23 protein-coding genes are annotated in these 24525 nt (G+C 71.6%); 15 read left to right on the forward strand and 8 right to left on the reverse strand.

The genetic code is table 11. From position 1 onward, the window contains the following. Window positions 1-12: 12 nt before the first annotated feature. From AB0G01_RS26445 to uraH, 4 genes are all read right to left on the reverse strand, one after another. Complete coding sequence (locus AB0G01_RS26445; RefSeq protein WP_360950290.1) at window positions 13-2232, reverse strand: molybdopterin cofactor-binding domain-containing protein; 2220 nt, start codon at window positions 2230-2232, stop codon at window positions 13-15. 82 nt (window positions 2233-2314) lie between these two features. Continuing rightward, the gene (locus tag AB0G01_RS26450; protein ID WP_360950293.1) at window positions 2315-2782 is read right to left on the reverse strand and encodes a (2Fe-2S)-binding protein; all 468 of its coding nucleotides are present in this window, start codon (window positions 2780-2782) and stop codon (window positions 2315-2317) included. After that, window positions 2767-3660 carry an FAD binding domain-containing protein gene (locus AB0G01_RS26455; RefSeq protein ID WP_360950296.1) on the reverse strand — a complete coding sequence of 298 codons (894 nt, stop codon included), beginning with the start codon at window positions 3658-3660 and terminating at the stop codon, window positions 2767-2769. The genes AB0G01_RS26450 and AB0G01_RS26455 overlap by 16 nt, the downstream gene beginning before the upstream one ends. Continuing rightward, complete coding sequence (gene uraH / locus AB0G01_RS26460; protein WP_360950299.1) at window positions 3660-3956, reverse strand: hydroxyisourate hydrolase; 297 nt, start codon at window positions 3954-3956, stop codon at window positions 3660-3662. Before uraH ends, AB0G01_RS26455 begins: the two co-directional genes overlap by 1 nt. Window positions 3957-4268: 312 nt before the next feature. Here uraH and AB0G01_RS26465 point away from each other — a divergent pair, with 312 nt between their 5' ends. The 6 genes from AB0G01_RS26465 (at window position 4269) to AB0G01_RS26490 (ending at window position 9928) form a co-directional block, all read left to right on the forward strand. Continuing rightward, window positions 4269-4649 carry a hypothetical protein gene (locus AB0G01_RS26465; protein WP_360950302.1) on the forward strand — a complete coding sequence of 127 codons (381 nt, stop codon included), beginning with the start codon at window positions 4269-4271 and terminating at the stop codon, window positions 4647-4649. 224 nt (window positions 4650-4873) lie between these two features. Next, complete coding sequence (locus AB0G01_RS26470; RefSeq protein ID WP_360950305.1) at window positions 4874-5791, forward strand: superoxide dismutase; 918 nt, start codon at window positions 4874-4876, stop codon at window positions 5789-5791. Window positions 5792-6009: 218 nt separating this feature from the next. Further along, window positions 6010-8502 (forward strand): nitrate- and nitrite sensing domain-containing protein, encoded by a 2493-nt coding sequence (locus AB0G01_RS26475; RefSeq protein ID WP_360950308.1) that lies wholly within the window; start codon window positions 6010-6012, stop codon window positions 8500-8502. 46 nt (window positions 8503-8548) lie between these two features. Continuing rightward, on the forward strand, window positions 8549-8983 hold the full coding sequence (locus tag AB0G01_RS26480) for a roadblock/LC7 domain-containing protein (protein WP_184688314.1): 435 nt from the start codon (window positions 8549-8551) through the stop codon (window positions 8981-8983). Continuing rightward, a complete protein-coding gene (locus AB0G01_RS26485; RefSeq protein ID WP_360950311.1) occupies window positions 8983-9354 on the forward strand; it encodes a DUF742 domain-containing protein in 372 nt (123 codons plus the stop codon). Before AB0G01_RS26480 ends, AB0G01_RS26485 begins: the two co-directional genes overlap by 1 nt. After that, entirely contained in the window at window positions 9335-9928 is a 594-nt protein-coding gene (locus AB0G01_RS26490) for an ATP/GTP-binding protein (protein ID WP_360950314.1), read from the forward strand. The genes AB0G01_RS26485 and AB0G01_RS26490 overlap by 20 nt, the downstream gene beginning before the upstream one ends. A gap of 31 nt (window positions 9929-9959) precedes the next feature. Here the strand turns inward: AB0G01_RS26490 and AB0G01_RS26495 are convergent, their stop codons facing one another. Continuing rightward, window positions 9960-11264 carry an NAD(P)-binding domain-containing protein gene (locus AB0G01_RS26495; RefSeq protein ID WP_360950317.1) on the reverse strand — a complete coding sequence of 435 codons (1305 nt, stop codon included), beginning with the start codon at window positions 11262-11264 and terminating at the stop codon, window positions 9960-9962. A 359-nt stretch (window positions 11265-11623) separates the two neighbouring features. On the opposite strand from AB0G01_RS26495, the gene AB0G01_RS26500 reads away from it, so the two are divergent. Then, window positions 11624-12586, forward strand: a complete 963-nt coding sequence (locus AB0G01_RS26500; RefSeq protein WP_360950320.1) for a tryptophan dimethylallyltransferase family protein — start codon at window positions 11624-11626, stop codon at window positions 12584-12586. Window positions 12587-12628: 42 nt separating this feature from the next. Here the strand turns inward: AB0G01_RS26500 and AB0G01_RS26505 are convergent, their stop codons facing one another. Further along, window positions 12629-13492 (reverse strand): 3-hydroxybutyryl-CoA dehydrogenase, encoded by an 864-nt coding sequence (locus AB0G01_RS26505; RefSeq protein WP_360950322.1) that lies wholly within the window; start codon window positions 13490-13492, stop codon window positions 12629-12631. Window positions 13493-13833: 341 nt separating this feature from the next. Here AB0G01_RS26505 and AB0G01_RS26510 point away from each other — a divergent pair, with 341 nt between their 5' ends. The 5 genes from AB0G01_RS26510 to AB0G01_RS26530 are packed head-to-tail and all read left to right on the forward strand — an operon-like array spanning window position 13834 to window position 18727. Continuing rightward, complete coding sequence (locus AB0G01_RS26510; protein WP_360950325.1) at window positions 13834-15174, forward strand: glutamine synthetase family protein; 1341 nt, start codon at window positions 13834-13836, stop codon at window positions 15172-15174. Then, window positions 15155-15859 (forward strand): gamma-glutamyl-gamma-aminobutyrate hydrolase family protein, encoded by a 705-nt coding sequence (locus AB0G01_RS26515; protein ID WP_360950328.1) that lies wholly within the window; start codon window positions 15155-15157, stop codon window positions 15857-15859. The genes AB0G01_RS26510 and AB0G01_RS26515 overlap by 20 nt, the downstream gene beginning before the upstream one ends. After that, window positions 15856-17214 (forward strand): aldehyde dehydrogenase family protein, encoded by a 1359-nt coding sequence (locus tag AB0G01_RS26520; protein WP_360950331.1) that lies wholly within the window; start codon window positions 15856-15858, stop codon window positions 17212-17214. The genes AB0G01_RS26515 and AB0G01_RS26520 overlap by 4 nt, the downstream gene beginning before the upstream one ends. Before the next feature lie 32 nt (window positions 17215-17246). Beyond that, window positions 17247-18014, forward strand: a complete 768-nt coding sequence (locus tag AB0G01_RS26525) for a 3-oxoacyl-ACP reductase (RefSeq protein WP_360950334.1) — start codon at window positions 17247-17249, stop codon at window positions 18012-18014. Window positions 18015-18028: 14 nt separating this feature from the next. Then, on the forward strand, window positions 18029-18727 hold the full coding sequence (locus AB0G01_RS26530) for an FCD domain-containing protein (protein ID WP_360950435.1): 699 nt from the start codon (window positions 18029-18031) through the stop codon (window positions 18725-18727). A gap of 50 nt (window positions 18728-18777) precedes the next feature. Here the strand turns inward: AB0G01_RS26530 and AB0G01_RS26535 are convergent, their stop codons facing one another. Together AB0G01_RS26535 and AB0G01_RS26540 are read right to left on the reverse strand one after the other, a co-directional pair. Next, complete coding sequence (locus tag AB0G01_RS26535) at window positions 18778-19641, reverse strand: lamin tail domain-containing protein (RefSeq protein WP_360950337.1); 864 nt, start codon at window positions 19639-19641, stop codon at window positions 18778-18780. Between the two features lie 227 nt (window positions 19642-19868). Then, window positions 19869-20279, reverse strand: coding sequence for a hypothetical protein (locus tag AB0G01_RS26540; RefSeq protein WP_360950340.1), 411 nt, complete (start codon window positions 20277-20279; stop codon window positions 19869-19871). Window positions 20280-20564: 285 nt separating this feature from the next. Here AB0G01_RS26540 and thrS point away from each other — a divergent pair, with 285 nt between their 5' ends. From thrS to AB0G01_RS26555, 3 genes are all read left to right on the forward strand, one after another. Further along, complete coding sequence (gene thrS / locus AB0G01_RS26545) at window positions 20565-22580, forward strand: threonine--tRNA ligase (protein ID WP_360950343.1); 2016 nt, start codon at window positions 20565-20567, stop codon at window positions 22578-22580. Further along, window positions 22577-23122 carry an HIT domain-containing protein gene (locus tag AB0G01_RS26550; RefSeq protein WP_360950346.1) on the forward strand — a complete coding sequence of 182 codons (546 nt, stop codon included), beginning with the start codon at window positions 22577-22579 and terminating at the stop codon, window positions 23120-23122. Before thrS ends, AB0G01_RS26550 begins: the two co-directional genes overlap by 4 nt. Before the next feature lie 519 nt (window positions 23123-23641). Then, complete coding sequence (locus AB0G01_RS26555) at window positions 23642-24481, forward strand: helix-turn-helix transcriptional regulator (RefSeq protein ID WP_360950349.1); 840 nt, start codon at window positions 23642-23644, stop codon at window positions 24479-24481. The last annotated feature ends 44 nt before the right edge of the window (window positions 24482-24525 follow it).

Here is a 24525-nt window from a genome sequence, read left to right on the forward strand (position 1 = left end):
GGACGTACCGGCTCAGGTGCCGGTGAGGTGCTCCGGCCGGACCGGCACGCGGGTCAGGGCGAGGCCGGTGGCGGCGCGGATGGCCGCCACGACCGCCGGGGTGGACGAGATGGTGGGCGGCTCGCCCACACCCCGCACACCGTACGGGGCGTGCGGGTCGGCCAGCTCCAGCACGTCGATGCCCATGGGCGGCACGTCGAGCGCGGTCGGGATCAGGTAGTCGGTGAACGACGGGTTGCGCACCCGCCCGTCCTCGGTCCGGATCTCCTCCATCACGGCCAGGCCGAGGCCCTGCGCCGAGCCGCCCTGGATCTGGCCCAGCACGGCCTGCGGGTTGAGCGCCTTGCCGACGTCCTGCGCGCAGTCCAGCCCGACCACCTTCACCAGCCCGAGCTCCACGTCCACGTCGACCACCGCGCGGTGCGCGGCGAACCCGTACTGGACGTGCGCGTTGCCCTGGCCGGTCACCGGGTCGATCGGCTCGGTCGCCCGGTGCCGCCACTCCGCGGTCTCGTCGACCACCTGGTCGCCGAGGACCGCGACGAGGTCGGTGGTGTCCCGCCCGCCGGCCAGCTCGGCGAGCCTGTCCCGCACCGCCGCGCACGCGGCCTTCACCGCGCCGCCGGTGACGTAGGTCTGCCGGGACGCCGAGGTGGAACCGCCGTTGCCGATGCTGGTGTCCATGGGCAGGATCGTCACCCGTCCGACGCCCAGTTCGGTGCGCACGATCTGCTGCACGACGGTCACCAGCCCCTGGCCGACCTCGCACGCCGCGACGTGCGCGAGCGCGGCGGGTTCGCCGTTGACGACCTGGAGCCGCACGCGGGCCGTGGAGTAGTCGTCGTAGCCCTCGGAGAAGCAGATGTTCTTCATCCCCACGGCGAACCCGACGCCGCGCACGACGCCTTCGCCGTGCGTGGTGTTGCCGACGCCACCGGGCATGTCCCGCAGGTCCAGGACGGACGCCGGCGGCGGCAACGGCCGGTCCCGCACCAGTTCCAGCAACCGCGCCACGGGTGCGGGCGAGTCGACCACCTGCCCGGTCGGCAACACCGAGCCCTCCGCCATCGCGTTCGCGATCCGCACGTCGACCGGGTCGACGCCCAGCGCCTCGGCCAGCCCGTCCATCTGGGACTCGTAGGCGAAAGCCGCCTGCACCGCCCCGAACCCGCGCATCGCGCCGCACGGGGGGTTGTTGGTGAACACGCCCCACGCGTCGATCTCCACGTTGGGCACGTCGTACGGGCCGACGCCGAGCGTCGCCGCGTTCGCCACCACGGCGGGCGTGCTGGACGTGTACGCGCCGCCGTCGAGGTACACCTTCGCCTTGACGTACACCAGTTTCCCGGTGCGGTCCGCGCCGTGCTCGTAGTACAGCACCGCCGGGTGCCGGTGGACGTGCCCGTAGAACGACTCCTCGCGGTTGTAGACCATCTTGGTCGGCTTGCCGGTGTGCAGCGCGAGCAGGCACGCGTGCACCTGCATCGACAGGTCCTCGCGCCCGCCGAACGCCCCGCCGACACCGGACAGCGTCAACCGCACCCGCTCGACCGGCACCCCCAGCGCGGACGCCACCTGCGCCTGGTCGACGTGCAGCCACTGGGTGGCGACGTACAGGTCCACGCCGCCGTCCTCGGCGGGCACCGCCAACCCGGACTCCGGCCCGAGGAATGCCTGGTCCTGCATCCCGACCTCGTACCGGCCGGTGACGACGACGTCCGCCGTCGCCGAGGTGTCGCCGCGCCGGACCGGCACGTGCCGCACGAGGTTCCCGCCGGGGTGCAGCGGGGTGTCCTCCAGCGCGGTCTCCATGTCCACGACCGGCGTGCGCACCTCGTACTCGACCTTGATGCGCTTCACCGCGCGCAACGCCGTCTCCGGGTGGTCCGCGCCGACCAGCGCGACCGGTTCGCCCTGGTAGCGCACGACGTCCACGGCCAGCACCGGCTGGTCCTGGCGCTCCAGGCCGTACAGGTTGCGCCCCGGCACGTCCTGGTGGGTCAGCACCGCGTGCACCCCGGGCACCGCCAGCGCCCCGGACAGGTCCACCGAGACGATCCGGGCGTGCGGGTGCGGGCTGCGCAGGGTCGCGCCCCAGATCATGTCCTCGTGCCACAGGTCTGAGGCGTAGGCGTACTCGCCGCGCACCTTCAGGGTGCCGTCGGGGCGCTGCGGGCTCGTGCCGATGCCGCCGGACACTGAGGAGGTGAGGACGGCCGGGGCCAAGCTCATCGGGCCTCCTCCAGTCGGGTGTTCGCGGCCCGCAGCGCGCGGGCCAGGTCCGCGCCGCGCGGTTCGTCGACCACGGCGGGCGTCACCGCCGCGCCTTGCGGGCCGCGAGCCGCACCGCGTCCAGGATCTTCTCGTACCCGGTGCAGCGGCACAGGTTCCCGGCGAGCGCCTCCCGGATCTCCGGGTCACTCGGCTCCGGCACCCGGGTCAGCAGGTCGTGCGCGGCGACCACCAGGCCGGGCGTGCAGAACCCGCACTGCACCGCGCCCGCCTCGACGAACGCCTCCTGCACGGGGTCCAGCTCCGCGCCCCGGGCGAGACCCTCGACCGTGCGCACCTCGCGGTCCTGCGCCTGGCCGGCGGCGACCAGGCAGGCGCACACCGGGACGCCGTCCAGGTAGACCGTGCACGAGCCGCACTCGCCCTGCTCGCAGGCGTTCTTGGAACCGGGCAGGCCGAGCCGCTCGCGCAGCACGAACAGCAGGCTCTCGCCCTCCCAGACGTCGTCGGCCCGGAGCCGCTCCCCGTTGACCGTCAGGTGCACGCGCATGACCTCAGGCGACCTTCCCGGGTGTAGTCCCGCCACGCCCAGCCCAGCGTGCGGCGGGCCAGCACGGACAGGGCGTGCTTGCGGTACGCGGCGGTCCCGCGCACGTCGTCGACCGGGCTCGCGGCCAGCGCGACGAGCTCCCCGAACCGCTGGGCCACCGAGTCCCGCAGCGGCGTCGGCGCTCGCCACTGGTCGGTCGCGGTCAGCTCGCCGGAGAGGAACTCCTCGGCCTCGACGGCCCGGCGCGGCGTCGGCGCGGCACTGCCCACGGCCGCCCCGACCCGGCCCTCGCCGGGGTGCAGCGCGACCGCGAAGGAGCACACCGCGATCACCATCGCGTTGCGCGTGCCCACCTTGGCGAACTGCTGCGGGGCACCGGTCACGGGCAGGTGGACGGCCGCGATCAACTCGTCCGGTGCCAGCGCGTTGCGCTTGACCCCGAGGTAGAAGGCGGTGGCCGGGATCATCCGCGAGCCGCGCGCGGACACGGCTTCGACCACGGCGTCGGAGGCCAGCAGCACGGGGTGGGCGTCGCCGGCGGGCGAGGCCGCGCCGAGGTTGCCGCCGACCGTGCCGCGGTTGCGGATCTGCGGCGAGCCGACCGTGCGGGACGCCATCGCCAGCCCCGGCAGCCGGTCGCCGAGCTCGGCGACGACGCGGCTGTACGGCACCCCCGCGCCCAGGCGCACCACGCCGCCGGACACCGACCACTCGCGCAGCTCGGCGATCCGGGTCAGGTCCAGCAGCGCGTCCGGGCGGCGGTGGTCGAAGTTGAGCTCCACCATCACGTCCGTACCGCCCGCGAGCGGCAGGGCCGAGGGCCGGTCGGCCTTGAGCGCCAGCGCCTCGGCGAGGGTGTCGGGTCGGAGGAAGTCCATCAGCCGCCTCGGTAGGTGGAGTACGCGAACGGGGACAGCAGCAGCGGCACGTGGTGGTGCTCGCCGGGCTCGGTGACCCGGAAGGTCAGCACCACCTCCGGGAAGAACGGGGCCACCTCGCCGGTGTCGAACACCAGCCGGTAGACCCCGGCGGTGTCGCACGGCCAGCCCGCGATCCGGCCGTCCGGCCCGGTGGTGCCCTCCGCGACGGTCGCGCCGCCGTGCTCCAGCCGGACCCGCAGGCCCGGGGCGGGCCGGCCGCGCCCGGCGTCGAGCACGTGGGTGCTGATCGTCACTGGTCCTCCCTCGGTGCGTGAGCCGGTGCGCGGAGCGGGCCGCCGCCCGGCCACGGCGGCGCGGATGAGTCCCAGGCTCCTCCGGTGAGGGCATTCGTGCTTTCCCGCGAACACGATCGGACGAAACTTGATCACCCGGACGACGGGGGAGACGCGCGTGCCGCCGGTGCGCGGCCCGCTGCGGATGCCGGCACCACGGCTCGACCTGCTGTCGGGCGTGGGTGTCGGGCGTGGGTGTCGGGCGTGGAACTGGTGGAACTCGGTGCCCGCGTCGACCTGTACCGGCCCTGCGGTCGGGGTGATACTGGGTCCATGGCCTCCGCGCCGTGGACCACCGTGGCGCTGTACGCGGTCGCCGCGCTCGCGCCGTCCGCGCTCTGCTGGGCTGCGCTCCGCATCCCCGGGCACCTGCGCCGACCGCGCCGGGAACGCCCCGCGCCGCAGGGACTCCCCGTCGAGCGGCCGGCGGCCGACCTCGGACGGGTGCGCCGGGCGCTCGCGCAGGTCGAGCCGGGCACGCCGCACGCCCGCCGCGCGGGGGTGCGGCAGGCGTACGACGTCCTGCTGACCCTGGCCTGCGCGGCGGTCGGGGTGACCCACCGGCTCGACGTCGTCCCGGAGGGCCTCGACCGCGAGATCGAACGCCTGCGGGTCGAGGAGTCGTTGCGGGACGCCGGTCTGGCCATCCCCTGACCCGCTCGCGCTCGTCACGTCCTCTGTGGACGCTCTCCGGAGCGCGCGGAACGGTTCGCCCGGCTATTCCGCATTCGGTGCGCATCGCCCGGGAAAGGGCAATACCACTTCGTGCGGTGGTATTGCGACCGGAGCGGCGGCGGTCTCCTCCGTTGACTGTGGATGCTTCCCGACGAGGTCCATCAGCGGAAGACTCGCGAAACGGACAACGTAAGGAGTTGGTCATGGCTCGCATGTCCGGTGTGCTGGTCGCGGTGGTGGTCGGGCTTTCGCTCGTCACCGCCGCGCCCGCCACCGCTGAGAGAGCACACCCGTTCCCCACCGAGTTCTCGTTGCCCGACGGCTTCCGCCCCGAAGGCATCGCCATCGGCGACACGCCCACCGCGTACCTCGGTTCCCTCGCCGACGGCGACCTGTTCCGGCTGAACCTCAGGACCGGCCGGGGCGAGGTGTTCAGCCAAGGGCCCGGCACGCCCTCGGTCGGATTGAAGATCGACGACCGGGGACGGCTGTTCGTGGCCGGCGGAACGGCCGGCGACGCCCGGGTCGTGGACTCCCGGAATGGAGCGATCCTCAAGTCCTACCAATTCGCGGAGTCCGGTGCCTTCGTCAACGACGTGGTGATCACCGACGACGCCGCGTACTTCACCGATTCCAGCAAACCGGTGCTCTACAAGATCGCGTTCGGTCGGCACGGGAAGCTGCCCGACACCTTCTCGACGGTGCCGCTGACCGGCGATTTCGTGCCCACGCCCGGCTTCAACGGCAACGGGATCGCCGAGACCCCGGACCGGAAAGCCCTGCTCGTGGTGCAGAGCAGCACCGGGCAGTTGCACCGGACCGTCGACGGGGTCACGGAGGTCGTCGACCTCGGCGGCGAGGTGCTCACCGCCGGTGACGGCCTGCTGGTGCGCGGACGCACGCTCTACGTCGTGCAGAACGCGCTCGACTCGGTGGCCGTTTTCACCTTGAACAGGGCCGGGACCAGCGGAAAGCTGGTGACGAAGATCACCGATCCACGATTTGACGTACCGACCACGGTGGCCGCGTTCGGCAATCGGCTGTACCTGCCCAACGCGCGGTTCAGCACACCGCCTACCCCGACGACCGCTTATCAGGTGATCGCCGTGCCCAACAGGTGAAACGCGGGGGGTCGATCGCTGCAAAGTTCACATCGGCCCCCTGTTCGGGGCATCACTCGACTGGGTAACCTCACCGTTGCGCCGTGCAAGTGATCGCTGTCTCTTCGTAATGATGATCTTCTAGTGTTACCGTTCCGTGGCCGATCGGGTGAAGAGGAGGCAGCGCTCCTAGTGCTGCGCCGACCAGGCGGACCAAGTTCACGAGGCTGCGGAGCACTGTGAAGCAGAAGAACAAGGCGGAGACCAACCAGAAGACGATCCGCTCTCGGCTCACCGGCGTGGTGGTGGTGCCGAGCGTGGTTCTGCTGGTGATGTGGTTGGCGTTCTCGTCTTACACCGTGTTCGACGGCTTCTACACCCGTGCCGTGGCGGTCAGCGTCAAGAGCGCCTCCATCCCCGCGGTCAACGCGTTCGTCGCCATCCAGCGGGAGCGCCAGCTCGCGATGACGGCCCTGAGCCGGCGCAACCCGGACCTGAGCGCCCTGCACGAGCAGCAGCGCGTGGTCGACGAGACGACCCGCACCATGAGGGCCGCGTTCGACGAGGCTTCCGGCAACGCCCCGGACGAGGTCATCACCAAGATCGCGGAGTTGAACGCGCTGATCGGCGAGCTGCCGCAGCGCCGGGCCGGCGTCGAGTCCGGCAAGACCGAGAAGGCCGCGGTCTACCGCTACTACAACAGCGTGGTCGACGCGGGCACCGCGCTGTTCGGCACGCAGGCCCGGGTCGTCCCGGACGCGGTGGCCTCCCAGGGCGGTCTCAACGCGACGGACCTGTTCCGGGCCGCCGACTGGATGTCCCGCGCCTCGTCCATCGCCTCCGGCGCGCTCACCTCCGGCCGGCCGTCCGCCGAGGACCTGCTGGAGTTCGTGCACCTGGTCGGTTCCTACCGCTCCCAGCTCGCCACCACCACGCCCTACGCCGACGAGCAGGTCCGCCACGACTACCGGGCGCTGGTCGAGTCGGACACCTGGCGCACGCTCTCCGGCCTGGAGAACGAGCTGATCGCCACCCCCGACGCGACCGTCGCGCTGGAGGAGTGGCAGTCCGCCGCCGGACCGGTGTCCGAACGTCTCGTGGACCTCGCCACCGACCAGGCCTCCAGCGCCGCCGACGTCGGCCTGGAACGCGGCAACAACCGGTTCGTCACCGTCCTGATCGGCGCGCTCGTCGCGCTGGTCGTGGTGCTCGGCGGCATCGTGTTCGCGGTCCGCATCTCCAACCGGCTGGTCAACCGGGCGCTGATCACCCGGCTCGCCGCGCTGAAGAAGGACTCGCTGAACCTGGCGCACGAGCGGCTGCCCGACATCGTGAACCGGCTGCGCGAGGGCAAGCACGTGGACGTCGAGGTCGAGGTGCCGCCGCTGGACTACGGCAGCGACGAGATCGGCCAGGTGGCCGACGCGTTCAACGCCGCCCAGTACACCGCCGTCGCCGCCGCGGTGAAGGAGAGCCAGGCGCGCGAGGGCGTGAACCGGGTCTTCCTCGACATCGCGCACCGCAACCAGGGCCTGGTGCACCGCCAGCTCAAGATCCTGGACAAGCTGGAGCGCGAGGAGGAGAACCCCGAGCAGCTCGACGCGCTGTTCCAGCTCGACCACCTGGCGACCCGGGCCCGGCGCAACGCGGAGAACCTGATCATCCTCGCGGGCGAGCAGCCGGGGCGGCAGTGGCGCAAACCGGTGCGGCTGCTGGACGTGCTGCGCGCGGCGGTGGCCGAGACGGAGCAGTACGTCCGGGTCAAGGTGAACCCGGTGCCGGAGACCGCGCTGGTGGGCGCGGCCGTCGCCGACACCATCCACCTGGTGGCCGAGCTGGTGGACAACGCGACCGCGTTCTCCTCGCCGCGCTCCCAGGTCCAGGTGCACGCGAGCGAGGTGCCGCAGGGCGTCGTGGTCGAGATCGAGGACCACGGCCTGGGCATCAACCCCGAAGACCGCGAGCAGCACAACGCGATGCTCGCCGATCCACCCGAGTTCGACGCCATGCGGCTGCGCGGCGAGTCCCGGCTGGGCCTGTTCGTGGTCGCCCGGCTGGCCGCTCGCCGGGGCATCCACGTCGAGCTGCGCGACTCGCCCTACGGTGGCACGCTGGCCCTGGTGCTCATCCCGTCCGCGATCGTGGCGGGGCCCAACTCCGCCGTCGAACCGGCCGAGACCCGGGAGCTGCCGCGCCGCACCTTCCCAGACGACCACGTGATCCCGGAGCAGGGCGACGACTCAGTGCGAGACGCCAGGTTTCCCGATACTTCCCGAGACCTGGAAGGCTTCTGGGCGCAGGCCGAGGCCGCGGCCAACCAGAATTCCCTTCCAGCGGACGACCGACTGATCGACCGGCCGGAGGACCGGCCCGGGGACCGGCCGAACGGCCGGCCCGCGAGCCGGCCGAAGGAGCGCCCGGCCGACCGGGCGGACGACGACGCCGACCTGCCGCAGCACAGCGGCGACCTCCACCTCCCGCAGCGCAAGCGGACGACCGACTGGCCGGCGGACGACCCGGCCGCCGGCGTCGGGGACCGGCCGGAGCTGCCCCGCCGACGCAGACAGCAGAACCTCGCGCCGCAGTTGGTGCGCAACGATTTCCACCCCACGCCCGAACCGCTCGCCGAGGGCGACGTCGAGCAGTCCGCCGAACGGGTCCGGGAGGACCTGTCGGCGTTCCAGCGGGGCACGAAGGACGCCCGCCGCTCCGACGACGCCCTGGAACCCTGACCAGAGCAGCAGTGCCGGACGACTGGAAACCGGAAAGGCAACGGCGATGAACGACATGACCAGCCAGCACAACGAACTCAACTGGTTGTTGGAGGACCTGGTCGGCCGTGTGGTGGGTGCTCGGCACGCGGTGGTGCTGTCCGCGGACGGTCTGCTGCTCGGCCGCTCACCCGGACTGTCCAAGGACGACTCCGACCACCTCTCGGCCATGGCGTCGGCGTTCCAGAGCCTGGCCCGGGGCACCGGCCGGCACTTCGGCGGCGGCGCGGTGCGGCAGACCATCGTCGAGATGGAGCACGCCTACCTCTTCGTCACCGCGGCGGGACACGGCGCGTGCCTCGCCGTCCTGGGCGAAGAGGACTCCGACATGGGCATGATCGCCTATGAGATGAACATGCTCGTGAAGCGGGTCGGCACCTACCTGTCCTCGGCCCCGCGCGGGACCTCGTCCGCCTTGCCCGCAGCGCGCAGGTCGTCGTGATGACCGGCCGCGAGGACTGGTGGTACGACGAGGCGGCGGGCCCGCTGGTCCGCCCGTACGCGATGGTGCGCGGCCGGACCCGCCCGCTGCGGCCGGAGCTGCACCTGGTGACCCAGGTGCGCGCGATGCCGTCGCCGGCCGACCCGGACGCGCTGGCCGTGGAGCACCTGGAGATCATGGAGCTGTGCCGGCGACCGCTGTCGGTGGCGGAGGTCGCGGCGTACCTGGACGTGCCGCTCGTGGTCGTCAAGGTGTTGTTGAGCGACCTCATCCAACGCGGTGACGTCGTGATCAGAGACCCCTCCCGAGTCCCGCACGTGCCGGACCGGAACCTGTTGCAGGCAGTGCTGGATGGTGTCCGTGGAATCTGAGCGACCGGGTGGGGAACTGCTGGTACCCACCCCAGTCAAGATCGTCATCGCCGGGGGCTTCGGCACCGGCAAGACGACGATGGTCAACTCGGTCAGCGAGATCCCGCCGCTGCACACCGAGGAGCTGCTCACCGAGGCCGGTGTGGGCGTGGACGACGTGCTGGGCCTGGAGCAGAAGGAGACCACCACGGTCGCCCTCGACTTCGGGCGCATCACGATCAACCCCGAGGTGGTGCTGTACCTGTTCGGCACCCCCGGCCAGAACCGCTTCTGGTTCATGTGGGACGAGCTGGCCTTCGGCGCGATCGGCGCGGTGATCCTGGTCGACACCCGGCGGCTGGACTCCAGCTTCCCCTCGATCGACTTCTTCGAGCGGCGGGGCATCCCGTTCGTGATCGCGGTGAACTGCTTCGAGGGCGCGCACTCCTACGAGGTCGCCGAGGTGCGCCGCGCGCTGGACGTGGACGAGGCGATCCCGCTCGTGCTGTGCGACGCGCGGGACCGCGAGTCGTCCAAGACGGTCCTGGTGAGCCTGATCCAACACACCATGGACCGCCTCGACGCCATGGCCTGACCACACGTCGCGGTGCTGACCACCCCCCGGCTCACGCGCGGCGGGTGGTCAGCACCGACGTGCGGCGCTGCTTGCGCAGCGCCTCCAGGTAGGCCGCGAAGTCCACCTGGACCGAATCCGCCGTCGACGGGCCGTAGCGCGCCCCGGCGGCTTCGAGGTGGGCGGCGACCTCCCGGCGCATGGCGGCCGGGGAGGGCAGCTCCGCGACGCCCTCCACCAGGTCGGCGATCCACTCCGCCTGCTCCTGCACGAGCCGGGTGATCGCGCCGAAGGGCCGGATGAGCCCGGCGAAGTAGAGATCAGGCCGGGCCAGCGACACCACCCGCTGGAAGAGTGCGGTCCGCCCGCCCGGTTCGAACACCCATTCGGCTGGCAGGAACGGGAATTCGATCCGGTAGCCGGTGCAGTACACGAGGTCGTCCGCCTCCACCGCCGTGCCGTCCACGAAATGTACCGAAGAGTTCACGATACGGCTCACCGCGGGCTTGACAACCAGGCTGCCGTGGTTTATCCGGCTGAGCAGGTCGTCGGAAATCGTCAGCGCCCCGCCGAACACCCGGTGGTCCGGCTCGGCCAGTCCGTAGTCGGTCAGCCGACCGCGCAGGACGCGCAGCAGGGTTTCGATGAGACGGCGTTGTTCGGGGAACTCCAGACGCGCCCACCACGCCGCCGAAGCGATTTCGTCGATGGGTATCCCGAGCATGGTCTTCGGTACCACGTGCACGCCCCGGCGCTGCACCACAATGGTTTTCGCCGCTACTCTCGACAATTCCACCGCGATATCCGCGGCGGAGTTGCCGAAGCCGATCACGACCACCCGCCGGCCCGCGTGGCCGGCCGGTCCGGAGTAGTCGAACGAGTGCAGCCGGCGACCGGGGAACGTCTCATCACCTGGGAACGCGGGCAGCCGGGGCGACCAGTGGTGGCCGGTCGCGACCACGACGTGCCCGAACCTGCGCCGGCGGTGCACGCCGTTGCGGTCACGGGTGGTCACGACCCACGTGGAGTCCGTGCCGCGGGTCAGCGACTCGACCTCCACACCGAGCTCGACGTGGTCGGTCACACCCTTGTGATCCGCGTAACGTTGCAGGTAGGAGGCTACTTGGTCATGCCTGGGGTAACGCGGGTAGTGATCGGGAACGGGGAAGTCGGAGTACCCGGTGATCTTGGCCGAGGTGTTCAGGTGCAGGGACGGGTAGGCCGGACCGGGCTCGGCCGGGTCGGGGTAGCGCCACAGCCCGCCGATGCCGGCGGAGCGCTCCAGCACGGTCACCGGCAAGTCCCGCGCGCGGAGCGTTCCGGCGACCGCGAGGCCCGAGACGCCCGCGCCGATCACGCACGTGTGATCATGAATGGGACGTTCGGCGTATTGACTCACCGGGAATTCAGCCACAAGTGCCGCCACCCTTTCGGCTCAATTCCGTCACGCAGCGTGCCCGGCGTCCGGGTCGTGTGATCTCCGCCAACCGCCCGATCCTCCATTGCGTGCGCCCGGTCCCACCGGGTAAGCCTTGCGCCCGGAGGTGCCTAGTGTCCAGTTCCACCGCTGTGGTCCCGGCCTCACGTCGTGCGGGCCTGTTCGACGCAACGCTTTTGTCATACCGGGATTTCGTATTCGCCAAGTGGTTCGCCACCGGCACCGCACTGGGATTCTCCGACCACCACCGGGCCACTTCCGCGGCTGCCCTCGAAGCCGTGCTCGGGACTTGGGCGGACCGCCCCGTCGGGGCCGCCTGCGATTACCCGTCATTCGTTTCCCGGGACGGCTTCCCGCTCGAATTCTCGGTGAGCTGGCGGGCCGGCGTGCCGGAGGTGCGGGTGCTGTTCGAATCACTCGGAGCGGTGCCCTCGGCGCGGGCCGCGCAGGACGCCGGGCGGGCGCTGACCCGCTCGCTGGCGGGCCGGCCGGGCGTGTCGCTGGCCCGCTACCTCGCGGTCGAGGAGCTGTTCGTGGTGGACGAGCCGCGACCGTTCCGGCCCACCGTGTGGCACTCGCTGGCGTACCGCCCGGGTGAGCGCCCGCGCTACAAGGTCTACCTCAACCCGCAGGCGCACGGCCGTTCGGCCGTGCCCGAGGTGATGGGGGCGGCGATGGGCCGCCTCGGGCTGGCCCCGGCGTGGTCCGCCGTGGCCGCCCGGTACGCCGAGCTCGCCGACGAGGGGCACGAGCTGGAGTTCGTGGCGCTGGACCTGGCGGACACCCCGGACGCGCGGGTGAAGGTCTACTTCCGGCACACCGGGCGGGTCGACCTGGACCGGGTGGCGTCCCTGGCCCGCACCCACGACCCGGTGCTCGCCGGACCGGCCTACCGGGACGTCTACGGCTCGCCCGCCCTGCCGGACAACGAACCCATGACCTGCCTGGCGTTCCGCGCGGGCGCGGCGGGCCCGGAGGAGGCCAACGTCTACCTGCGGCTGCCCAGCGAGGTCGAGTCCGAAGCGGACGCCACCGACCGGGTCGGCGCGGTGCTGCGCCGCTTCGGCGCGGACCACCGCCAGTACCGGGACGTGGTGGCGGCGCTCGCGCCGCGCCCGCTGGGTGCCATGGTCGGGATGCAGGAGCTGCTGAGCGTCCGCACCGCCGCCGGCCGCCCCGACCTGGGGGTGTACTTCAGGTTCGCGGTCTACGACGCCGTGGTGGACGGCGTGCACGCCTGACGGCGGGGGTCTCCGTGCGCTCGCGGAGACCCGTCACGCCCGTCAGCCCGCGTAGTCGTGGAACCCGCGACCGCTCTTCTTGCCCAGCAGACCCGCGTCGACCATGCGCAGCAGCAGCGGCGGCGGCGAGTACAGCGGCTCCTTGAACTCCTCGTACATCGACTCGGCGATGGCCTTGGTGGTGTCCAGGCCGATCAGGTCGGCCAGGCGCAGCGGACCCATCGGGTGCGCGCAGCCCAGCACCATGCCGCTGTCGATGTCCTCGGCGCTGGCGAAGCCGGACTCCAGCATCCGGACCGCGGCCAGCAGGTAGGGGATGAGCAGGGCGTTCACCACGAACCCGGCCCGGTCCTGGGACCGGATGACCTCCTTGCCCAGGACGCCGGTGACGAACGCCTCGGCGCGCGCCCGGGTCTCGTCGCCGGTCAGCAGCGACGGCACCAGCTCGACCAGCCTGAGCACCGGCACGGGGTTGAAGAAGTGCACCCCGATCACCTGCTCCGGCCGGCCGGTCGCCATGCCCAGCTTCATGATCGGGATGGAGGAGGTGTTGGAGGCGAAGATCGCCGCCGGGTCCTCCACCACCGCGTCCAGGGCGCTGAAGACGTCGGTCTTGACCCGCTCGTTCTCCGCGACCGCCTCGACGACCAGGTTCCGGTCGGCGAAGGCGGCGAGGTCGGTGGTGAACCGGACCCGCTCCAGCGCGGCGTCCCGGTCCTCGGCGCTGAGCTTGCCGCTGCGCACGCCCTTGCCCAGCGAGGAGGCGATCCGCCCCCGCGCGGTCTCGGTGGCGTCCAGGTCCACCTCGGCCACCAGCACGTCCAGCCCCGCCCGCGCGCAGACCTCGGCGATGCCGGAGCCCATCAGCCCGGACCCCACCACTCCAACACGTTGAATGTCACTCACGCCCCGATCCTGCCAGGGCCGTCGCCCACGGGCACACCCTCCACCCGGCGGGCCGGGGAACCAGGAGTGCGCCGGTGCCACCACGCCGGTGCCCGAGGTGATCCCGGCGGCGAGTTCGTCCACGAAGAACGTCGCCACCACCGTCTTCGTGCGTGGCCCTCGCCGGCTCCAATGGGTCGACGACGCTGCCTTTGGCAGCGGATCGAGAGCGGCTCGGGTCACCTGACCGTGTCGACCAACAGCGCGCGGAACCCGCCGCTGAAAGGGTGGTGCCACTCATCCGGTGGTGTCAGGATGGCCCCGCCCAATGGCTCGCTGTCATACCTTTGGAGGTACCGCGGATGCTGACCGTCGAGGAGTTGCGCGAGCTGGTGGACCAGGGGGAGATCGACACCGTCCTGATCGCGGTCGTGGACATGCAGGGCCGCCTCCAGGGCAAGCGCTGCGCCGCCCGGCACTTCCTCGACCAGGTGCTGCCCCACGCCGCCGAGGGCTGCGCCTACCTGCTCGCGGTCGACACCGAGATGAACCCGGTCGGCGGGTACGCCATGTCCTCCTGGGACACCGGGTACGGCGACTTCGTGATGAAGCCGGACCTGGCCACGCTGCGCCGCGTGCCGTGGCACGAGGGCACCGCCCTGGTCGTGTGCGACATCGAGTGGGAGGGCGGCGAACCGGTGCCGGTCTCGCCCCGGCAGGTCCTGCGCCGCCAGCTCGACCGGCTCGCCGAACGCGGCCTGCGCGCGTTCGTCGGCACCGAGCTGGAGTTCATCGTCTTCGACAACACCTACGAGGACGCCTGGGACCGGGGCTACCGCGGCCTGACCCCGGCCAACCGGTACAACGTCGACTACTCGCTGCTCGGCACCGCGCGCGTCGAGCCGCTGTTGCGCGCCATCCGCAACCACATGACCGGCGCGGGCCTGGAGGTCGAGTCGGCCAAGGGCGAGTGCAACCCCGGCCAGCACGAGATCGCGTTCCGCTTCACCGAGGCGCTGGCCACCTGCGACAACCACAGCGTCTACAAGACCGGGGCCAAGGAGATCGCCGCCCAGCGGGGCCGGTCGCTGACCTTCATGGCCAAGTACGACGAGCGCGAGGGCAACTCCTGCCACATCCACCTGAGCCTGCGCTCGGCCGACGGCGAGCCGGTGTTCGCCGAGGGGCGCGGGATGTCGGCGCTGATGACCTCCTTCCTCGCCGGCCAGCTCGCCGCGCTGCGCGAGCTCACCTACTTCCTCGCGCCCAACGTCAACTCCTACAAGCGGTTCGTCGAGGGCAGCTTCGCGCCGACCGCCGTGGCGTGGGGCCGGGACAACCGGACGTGCGCGCTGCGCGTGGTCGGGCACGGCCCGTCGCTGCGGTTCGAGAACCGGGTGCCCGGCGGCGACGTGAACCCGTACCTGGCGGTCGCCGCGCTGATCGCCGCCGGGCTGCACGGCGTGGACAACGGGCTGACCCTGGAGGAGGAATTCGTCGGCAACGCCTACGGCTCCGACCGCGAGACCGTGCCGACGACCCTGCGCGACGCGGCCGGCCTGCTGGCGGGCAGCGCGATCGCGCGGGACGCGTTCGGCCAGGACGTGGTGGACCACTACCTCAACGCGGCCCGGGTGGAGCTGGCCGCGTACGACTCGACGGTGACCGACTGGGAGCGAATCCGTGGCTTCGAACGGCTCTAGACCGCTGATCGGCGTCAGCACCTACCTCGAACGCGCCCGGTTCGGCGTGTGGGACGTGGAGGCGGCGGTGCTGCACCGCGACTACCTCGACTCGGTGGTGCGCGCCGGCGGCAACCCGGTGCTGCTGCCGCCCGTCGGCACGTGGGACGCCGCCGGCATCGGCTTCCTGGACGGCCTGGTGCTCTCCGGCGGCGCGGACGTCGACCCCGCCCGGTACGGCCGGGAGCGCGACCCCCGGACCGGGCCACCCCGCCCCGACCGCGACGCCGCCGAGCTGGCCCTGGCCCGCGCCGCGCTCCAGCTCGACCTGCCGGTGCTCGGCGTGTGCCGGGGCGCGCAGGTGCTCAACACCGCCCTGGGCGGCACGCTGCACCAGCACGTCGAGGGCCACAACCCCGCGCCGGCGGTGTTCGAGCACACCGGCATCGCGGTCGCGCCCGGCAGCCGGCTGGCCCGCATCGTCGGCCCGGCCACCACCGTGCACTGCCACCACCACCAGTCGCTGGACGTGCTCGGCGACGGCGTGGTGGCCGTCGCGAGCGCCCCGGACGGCACGGTGGAGGCCGTGGAGCTGCCGGGTGCGCGGTTCGTGCTCGGCGTCCAGTCGCACCCGGAAGCCGACCGCGAGGACGACCGCCTGTTCGCCGCGCTGATCGACGCCACGAGGAAGGGGAACGCCCGGTGACCACGTTCGACGTGATCGACCCGGCCACCGGGGAGCTGATCCGCCCGGTCGGGTTGGCGTCGGTGGAGGAGACCGACGCCGCGATCGCCCGCGCCCACGCGGCCTTCCCGGCGTGGCGGGCCGTCGCGCCCGCCGACCGCGCCCGGCTGCTGCGCCGGTTCGCCGACGCGGTGGACGGCGCGCGGGAGGAGCTCGCCCGGCTGGAGGTGCGCAACGCCGGTCACACCATCGGCAACGCGCGGTGGGAGGCGGACAACGTCCGCGACGTCCTGCACTACTACGCCGCCGCGCCGGAACGCCTGTGCGGCAGGCAGATCCCGGTGGCCGGCGGGCTGGACGTGACCTTCCAGGAACCACTGGGCGTGGTCGGGGTGATCGTGCCGTGGAACTTCCCGATGCCGATCGCGGTCTGGGGCTTCGCGCCCGCGCTGGCGGCGGGCAACACCGTGGTGCTCAAACCCGCCGAGCTGACGCCGCTGACCGCGTTGCGGCTGGCGGAACTGGCGCGCGAGGCGGGCCTCCCGCCGGACGTGTTCCAGGTGCTGCCCGGTGCCGGACCCGTGGTGGGGCAGCGCTTCGTCACCCACCCGGCCGTGCGCAAGGTCGTGTTCACCGGGTCGTCGCGGGTGGGCAAGCAGGTCCTGGCCGGCTGTGCGGACCAGGTGAAGCGGGTGACGCTGGAGCTGGGCGGCAAATCGGCCAACATCGTGTTCGCGGACGCCGACCTGGAGCGGGCCGCGGCCACCGCCCCGTCCGGCGTGTTCGACAACGCGGGCCAGGACTGCTGCGCGCGGTCCCGGATTCTGGTGCAGGACTCGGTCTACGACCGGTTCATGGAGCTGCTCGAACCCGCCGTGCGGGGTGTCGTGGTCGGCCCGCCGGGTGACGAGGAGACCGAGATGGGACCGCTGATCTCCGCCGCGCACCGGGCGAAGGTGGCGTCCTACGTGCCCGACGACGCGCCCGTCGCGTTCCGGGGCTCGGCACCGGAGGGACCCGGTTTCTGGTTCCCCCCCACGGTTCTCGCGCCCGTCTCGCCCGACGACCCGGCCGCCCGGGACGAGATCTTCGGCCCCGTCGTGGTGGTCCTGCCGTTCACCGACGAGGACGGGGCGGTGCGGCTGGCCAACGACAGCGACTACGGGCTGTCCGGCTCGATCTGGACCCGGGACGTCGGGCGGGCGCTGCGCGTCTCGCGGGCCGTGGAGGCCGGGAACCTGTCGGTCAACTCGCACTCCTCGGTGCGCTACTCGACGCCCTTCGGCGGTGTCAAGCACTCCGGTCTCGGGCGCGAGCTCGGGCCCGACGCGCTCGCCTCGTTCACCGAGACCAAGAACGTCTTCATCGCCCACTGATCCGCACGCGAACCACCCGAGTTGGGAGAGACATGGCACAGCGACTGGAAGGCCGGGTCGCCGTCGTGACCGGCGGCGGCAGCGGCATCGGCCGCGCCACGGTGCGCCGGCTGGCGAGCGAGGGCGCGCGCGTGGTGGTCGCGGACGTCGACGCCGGCACCGGCCGGGCCGCCGCCGACGAGGTCGACGGGCTGTTCGTCGAGGTCGACGTGACCGACGAGGAGCAGGTCTCGGCGCTCTACCGGACCACCGCCGACACCTGGGGCTCGGTCGACATCGCGTTCAACAACGCGGGCATCTCGCCGCCGGAGGACGACTCGATCCTGACCACCGGCATCGAGGCGTGGGAGCGGGTGCAGAAGGTCAACCTGACCTCGGTGTACCTGTGCTGCAAGTACGCCATCCCGCACATGCTGGAGCGGGGCGCGGGATCGGTGATCAACACGGCGTCGTTCGTGGCCACCATGGGCGCGGCGACGTCGCAGATCTCCTACACCGCCTCCAAGGGCGGTGTGCTGGCGATGAGCCGGGAGCTCGGCGTGCAGTTCGCCCGGCAGGGCGTGCGGGTCAACGCGCTCTCGCCCGGACCGGTCAACACCCCGTTGCTGCGCGAGTTGTTCGCCAAGGACCCGGAGCGGGCCGCGCGGCGGCTGGTGCACGTGCCGCTCGGGCGGTTCGCCGAGCCCGAGGAGATCGCCGCCGCCGTCGCGTTCCTGGCCAGTGACGACTCGTCGTTCATCACCGCGTCGAACTTCCTGGTGGACGGCGGTATCGCGGGTGCCTACGTGACACCCCTGTGAACGAGCCGGTGGCGATGCCCCTGCCGGCCGCGCTGTTCCGCCCCGTGCGGGCGGGCAACGCGTTCGAGGAGACCGTGGAACGGCTCGTGCAGGCCGTCCGGCTCGGCGTCGTGCCGCCGGGGGAGCGGCTGCCCGCCGAGCGGGAGCTGGCGACCCGGCTCGGCGTGAGCCGGGTGACGCTGCGCGAGGCGATCAGGTCGTTGCGGGACGCCGGGTACGTGGAGTCGCGGCGCGGTCGCTACGGCGGCACGTTCGTCAACGCGTCGCTGCCCGTCGCCCGACCGGGACGTCCCGTGGAGGCTGCCGGGCTGCTGGACGCGCTGACGTTGCGGGCGGTGCTGGAGACCGGTGCCGCCGAGTGCGCGGCCGGGCGCGCGCTGGGGCCGGCGGAGCGGCGCAACCTGCGGGCGCGGCTCGCGGAGTGCTCGGCCGCGTCGCTGGAGGACTACCGGCGCAAGGACTCCCGGCTGCACCTGGCGATCGCCGAGGCGACCGGGTCGGCGTCGCTGACCGCCGCCCTCGCCGACGTCCGGATGCGGGTCAACGAGCTGCTGGACCGGATTCCGCTGCTGCCGCCGAACCTGGCGCACTCCAACGACCAGCACGAGCTGGTCGTGGGCCGAATCCTGGACGGCGACCCCGACGGGGCCCGGCGTGCGGTGTCCGAACACCTCGCGGGTACCGCGGCCCTGCTCCGCGGATTTCTTTCCTGAACTCCGAAAGCGGTGTCGCCCCGGTCGGGCGACACCGCTTTCGGGTGGGCTCACGGGGAGGGCGGCGCGTTCTTGCCGTAGCCGAACTGCGAAACCAGGTTGCCGTTCGTGTCCCGCAATTTCGCGGTGTCACCCTGGTCGTTCCAGATCGGCCGGCCGCTGCCGTAGTTGAATCCGCCGGATTCCGGGTGGACCTCGTTGGTGTAGATCCTGATCCGCTGCCCCGGCTGGAGCACGGTGCCGGCCGGGAAGGTGAAGTCCTGGCCCGCGTCGTCCGCGCCGAGCACCCACTGGGAGATGTCCGCCGGAACCGTGCCGCGGTTGACGACCTCGACGTACTCGTCGGCCTGGGTGCGCTTCACCTGGCCCTTGTTGCGCACGGTGGTGATGACCACGTCCGGGCGGCCGACGCGGTTGAACAGGGCGACCACGTCCGCGCTGTTCGCGCTGTTCTCGGCGCTGATGAACTTGCGGACGACCTGGCCGTTCTGCTTGAAACCGCTGATCACGACCGCGTACTGCTCGCCGTCGACGGTCACCGACTCGGGCGAGACGAACGTGGGCAGGTCGACCTCGTCCTCCGGGTTCGGGCCCACGTTCGGCGTCTCGTTGTGCCGGAACGTGAAGCTGAAGTCGCTTTCCGTGCCGTCCTCGAAGACCACCTTGACGGTCAGGTCGACCGTGAACTGCGCCACCGGCATGGCCTGGATCGGGAAGTTCTCGTGGGTGAACGTGCCGAGGGTGAACTCGGTGCCGTCCAATTTCAGGTCCGTGGAGCCGCCGGCGAAGACGTACCCGCTCTTGCCCGAGCCGGCCGGCACGCCCCACTTGACGTGCGGAGTGCCCAGACCCTCCAGGTCGGGCGGGTTCGTGCTGATGGTCGGCCAACTGCCGGAAGTGGTCGCGGTGCTCATGAGGTGATCATGCTCCGCACCGCGTCCGGCGTTAAGCCGCTGTGCGGGGGAAGTGCTATTCGGCGGGTATTCCGTCCGTGGACTTTCGTTCACACTTGCCGGGTCCGTTCGAGTGCGCCGAATTCCCGAACAGACCATTCCCCGCCGAATTGCGCCTCCGGTCGCGACCGTTGGCGGACGCCCGTTGGGCCGAGTGGATCACCGCGACCCGCCGGGCGTCCGGCGGGTCAGCGGGGGAGGTCGCGGAACTCCCGGCCGGGGTGGCGGTCGGAGTCGCGCCCCGGGCCGCGACCCGGGTGGCGGTCGTCCATCCGGGACAGCCCCGGCCGGTCGCCCCGCCCGTGCCCGCCCCGGTCGAACAGCGCGACCAGGCCGCCGCCGAGCACGAGCCCGATCAGGCCCACGGCGACGAGCTGGGTGGCCCTGTGCCGGGCGAACCGGCCGAACCCGCCCCGGGTGGTCGGCGGGACGTGCGGCGGGGGGATGTGCTGCTGCCCCGCAGCGGCCTGGGGCGCTTCGGCTCGGGGCGCTTCGCTCTGGGGTGTGTCGCTCCGGGGAGCCTCGACCGGTGGTGTTTCGGCCTGGGGCGCTGGATGTTGCCGGGCGGTGGGCTGGGTGCCTTCGGGCTGGTCGGCCATGGGGTGCTCCGGTCGTCGGGGGGTGCGCCCCCAGGGTGCGCCGCCGACCTGAGCGCACCCTGATCGCTGGCTGTGAATGAGCTGTTCATCTCCGCGAACCCGGCCGGTGGCGGCTGGTCGTGGCCGTCCGGAACCGGGCGGGGTGGGCGGTTCGGTGGGTGAGGGGGAGGTCGCGGGCCGTGGTCGGGGGGTGGTTCGGGCGGGCGGTGGGACGTGTCGGCCGATATCCGTTCGGTGAGCACCGATAACATCTGCACCGAAGGTCCGCCTACCGGAGGAGTCATCGTGTCCCAGCCACGTCCCGCAGCCGCTCTCGCCCCACCTCGCGTGGTGGTGCCGGCGGGGACCACCGCGGGCACGGCGGTCCGGGAGGCGGGACTGCCCGGCAAGGGGCCGGACGCCGTCGTGGTCGTCCGCGACGCCGAGGGCCACCTGCGCGACCTGTCCTGGGCTCCCCGCGTCGACGTCGAGGTCGAGGCGGTCGCCGCCGACACGCCCGACGGGCGCGCCGTCATCCGGCACTCCGCCGCCCACGTGCTCGCGCAGGCCGTCCAGCAGCAGTTCCCGGACGCCAAGCTGGGCATCGGCCCGCCGGTCAAGGACGGGTTCTACTACGACTTCCAGGTCGACAAGCCGTTCACGCCCGAGGACCTCCAGGCGCTGGAAAAGCGCATGAAGCAGATCATCAAGGGCGCGCAGCGGTTCGACCGGCGCGTGGTCGAGTCCGTGGACGCCGCCAAGGACGAGCTCGCGGCCGAGCCGTTCAAGCTCGAACTGGTCGACCTCAAGTCCGATGTCGACACCACCGAGGTGATGGAGGTCGGCGGCGGCGAGCTGACAATCTACGACAACCTCGACCCGCGCTCCGGCGACCGGGTCTGGGGCGACCTGTGCCGCGGCCCGCACGTGCCGACGACCAAGCACATCCCGGCGTTCAAGCTGACCCGCGTGGCCGCCGCCTACTGGCGCGGCAACGAGAACAACCCCCAGCTCCAGCGCATCTACGGCACGGCCTGGGAGTCCCAGGAGGCGCTCGACGCCTACCTGGAGCTGCTCGCCGAGGCCGAGCGCCGCGACCACCGCAAGCTGGGCGTCGAGCTCGACCTGTTCAGCTTCCCGGACGAGCTCGGCTCCGGCCTGGCGGTGTTCCACCCCAAGGGCGGCATCGTCCGCCGCGAGCTGGAGAACTACTCGCGCCACCGGCACGAGGAGTCCGACTACGAGTTCGTCTACACCCCGCACATCAGCAAGGGCGGCCTGTTCCACACCTCCGGCCACCTGCCGCACTACGCCGACACGATGTTCCCGCCCATCCAGTTCGAGGGCGAGGACTACTACCTCAAGGCCATGAACTGCCCGATGCACAACCTGGTCTTCAGGTCGCGCGGGCGGTCCTACCGCGAGCTGCCGTTGCGGCTGTTCGAGTTCGGCACGGTCTACCGGTACGAGAAGTCCGGCGTGGTGCACGGCCTGACCCGCGTGCGCGGCCTGACCATGGACGACTCGCACATCTACTGCACCAAGGAGCAGATGCCCGGCGAGCTCCGGTCGCTGCTCAAGTTCGTGCTCGACCTGCTCGCCGACTACGGCCTGAGCGACTTCTACCTGGAGCTGTCCACCCGGGACGACTCGCCCAAGTTCATCGGCGAGCCGGAGGAGTGGGAGGAGGCCACCGAGACGTTGCGGCAGGCCGCCGTCGACTCCGGGCTCGAACTGGTGCCCGACCCGGGCGGCGCGGCCTACTACGGGCCGAAGATCTCGGTGCAGGCCAAGGACGCCATCGGCCGGTCCTGGCAGATGTCGACCATCCAGCTCGACTTCAACATGCCCAAGCGGTTCGAGCTGGAGTACACCGCGCCCGACGGTTCCCGGCAGCGGCCCATCATGATCCACCGGGCACTGTTCGGCTCCATCGAGCGGTTCTTCGGCGTGCTCACCGAGCACTACGCGGGCGCGTTCCCGGCGTGGCTGGCCCCGGTGCAGGTGGTCGGCATCCCGATCGCCGACGAGCACGTCGAGCACCTGGAGCAGGTGGCGGCGGCGCTGCGCGAGCACGAGATCAGGGTCGAGGTCGACGCCTCCGACGACCGGATGCAGAAGAAGATCCGCAACCACACCACGCAGAAGGTGCCGTTCATGCTGCTCGCGGGCGGCAAGGACGTCGAGTCGGGCGCGGTGTCGTTCCGGTTCCGCGACGGGACCCAGGTCAACGGCGTGCCGGTGGCCAAGGCCGTCGAGACGATCCTCGGCTGGGTGAACCGCCGCGAGAACGCCTCGCCCACGGCGGACCTCGTCCAGTGACGCCGGGGTACGAGGAGCAGGACGGGGTCGGGGTCCGCGACGGCTTGCAGCGGTTGTGGACCCCGCACCGCCTCTCGTACGTGCGCGGCGAGGGCAAGGCGGACGGCGACGAGCCCGCGGGCTGCCCGTTCTGCCGGGTGATCGAGCTCGACGACCCGGACGGCCTGGTCCTGGCCCGGGGTGAGCGGGTGTTCGCGGTGCTCAACCTGTACCCGTACAACCCCGGTCACCTGATGGTGCTGCCCTACCGGCACGTGCCGGACTACACCGACCTCGACGCCGCCGAGACGGTGGAGTTCGCCGAGTTCACCCAGCGCGCGATGCGGGTGGTCCGCGCGGTCGCCCAACCCCACGGCTTCAACATCGGCATGAACCAGGGCGTCGTCGGGGGCGCGGGCATCGCCGCCCACCTGCACCAGCACGTGGTGCCGAGGTGGGGCGGCGACGCCAACTTCATGCCCGTCATCGGCCACACCAAGGTCATCCCGCAGTTGTTGGGGGAGACCCGGCAGTTGCTGGCCGGTGCCTGGGACGCGCACTAGCCGACCCGGCGTCGTCCCCGGCGAACATCCCCGACCTCAGACACCCCCGGCCCCAGGCACCCCCGGGTCTGAATACCCCCGCGTCTGAACACCGCTGAGTCTGGACACCGCCCGCCGCGAACACCCGCCGCGACCACCGCTGCCGGGCGACACCGCCGCCGCGTACGTCGCCGGCGCGGTCGCTGTCGGGCTGCCCTCGGTGATCAATCCACGGTCGATCCGTGATCAATCCGCGTGGTCGCGCTCCGTCGCCGAATCCGCGTTCCGCGATCCGCGCGTTCCCCGTCCGGCGCTCGATTCGGGGGTGGCGGTGCGGTCGCAAGAGGACGCGGACGGGTTCCGAGCGGCCCGAATTGGTGGAAAGGCGGTTTTGCAAGAGCAGATGCACGTGCAATTGCACGTGCAACCCGAATACGCACCGTGAGCGTGCGGTAGATCACCATGGAGTGATGGGTCAACGCCCGGTATTCCCTGTGTGGCCGATCGTCACGAGGACCGCTCCTCAGTAAGTTGCGTTTCATGACCGCACCTGAGCGTTCGCGGCTGGCCCGAGAACGGCTCTCGCGCGAGTTACGAAGGCTGCGCACGGAAGCCAAGATGACCGGCACGGCTACCGCGCGGGCCACCGGGATGAGCCAGTCGAAGTTGTCGAAGATCGAGAACGGGATGCTCCTCCCGTCCGTGACCGACGTGGAGCGCCTGGTCGTCGAGTTGTCGGCGAGCCGGGAGACCAGGGTCGAGCTGGTGGAGCTGGCCCGCCAGTTGCACGCCGAGGCGGAAACCCGCCGCGTGGTGCTGCACCGGGGCGCGCACCGCCACCAGCAGACCGTGGCCCGGATAGAGGCGCGGGCGACCACGAGTCGTTTCTTCCAGAACGCCGGCGTTCCGGCTTTGTTGCAGAGCGAGAACTACCTCCGGGTGGTTCTGAACGCGACTCCGGCGCACGAGCAGGACACCGCCATCGCCACGCTGCGCAGCCGTCGGGCCAGGATGGACGACCTCGGCAAGAGGTTCGTGTTCCTGCTGGCCGAGGGGGCGTTGCGGTGGCGGCTGGGCTCGGCGGACCTGATGTGCGAGCAGATCGACCACCTCGTGCAGACCATGCACCGGCCGAACGTCCAGTTGGGCGTGGTGCCCTGGACGGCGGACGCGAACCTGGTGGCGTTGCACGGTTTCCAGGTCTACGACGAGCGGGTGGTGACCCTGAGCGTGCTGACCGGCAACGCCACGATCACCGACCCGCACGACGTGCGCGAGTACCTGACCCTGTTCGGGCGGCTGGAGCGGTTGGCGATGCGCGGTGAGCAGCTTGAGGACCTGTTGGAGGGGATCTCCAGGGACCACCGCAAGCTCGGCTGAGCTGGGCCGTTAGGCTGCCCGGGACCCAGTCGTCCCCCGCCGGT

The organism is Actinosynnema sp. NPDC023587 (genome assembly GCF_040640215.1).
Taxonomy (GTDB): Bacteria; Actinomycetota; Actinomycetes; order Mycobacteriales; family Pseudonocardiaceae; genus Actinosynnema.

Coding starts and splice junctions, on each gene's coding strand:
- AB0G01_RS26445 (WP_360950290.1), bottom strand. CDS start 2,232: ATGAGCTTGGCCCCGGCCGTCCTCACCTCCTCAGTGTCCGGCGGCATC.
- AB0G01_RS26450 (WP_360950293.1), bottom strand. CDS start 2,782: ATGCGCGTGCACCTGACGGTCAACGGGGAGCGGCTCCGGGCCGACGAC.
- AB0G01_RS26455 (WP_360950296.1), bottom strand. CDS start 3,660: ATGGACTTCCTCCGACCCGACACCCTCGCCGAGGCGCTGGCGCTCAAG.
- AB0G01_RS26465 (WP_360950302.1), top strand. CDS start 4,269: ATGGCCTCCGCGCCGTGGACCACCGTGGCGCTGTACGCGGTCGCCGCG.
- AB0G01_RS26470 (WP_360950305.1), top strand. CDS start 4,874: ATGGCTCGCATGTCCGGTGTGCTGGTCGCGGTGGTGGTCGGGCTTTCG.
- AB0G01_RS26480 (WP_184688314.1), top strand. CDS start 8,549: ATGAACGACATGACCAGCCAGCACAACGAACTCAACTGGTTGTTGGAG.
- AB0G01_RS26485 (WP_360950311.1), top strand. CDS start 8,983: ATGACCGGCCGCGAGGACTGGTGGTACGACGAGGCGGCGGGCCCGCTG.
- AB0G01_RS26490 (WP_360950314.1), top strand. CDS start 9,335: ATGGTGTCCGTGGAATCTGAGCGACCGGGTGGGGAACTGCTGGTACCC.
- AB0G01_RS26510 (WP_360950325.1), top strand. CDS start 13,834: ATGCTGACCGTCGAGGAGTTGCGCGAGCTGGTGGACCAGGGGGAGATC.
- AB0G01_RS26525 (WP_360950334.1), top strand. CDS start 17,247: ATGGCACAGCGACTGGAAGGCCGGGTCGCCGTCGTGACCGGCGGCGGC.
- AB0G01_RS26530 (WP_360950435.1), top strand. CDS start 18,029: ATGCCCCTGCCGGCCGCGCTGTTCCGCCCCGTGCGGGCGGGCAACGCG.
- AB0G01_RS26535 (WP_360950337.1), bottom strand. CDS start 19,641: ATGAGCACCGCGACCACTTCCGGCAGTTGGCCGACCATCAGCACGAAC.
- AB0G01_RS26540 (WP_360950340.1), bottom strand. CDS start 20,279: ATGGCCGACCAGCCCGAAGGCACCCAGCCCACCGCCCGGCAACATCCA.
- AB0G01_RS26555 (WP_360950349.1), top strand. CDS start 23,642: ATGACCGCACCTGAGCGTTCGCGGCTGGCCCGAGAACGGCTCTCGCGC.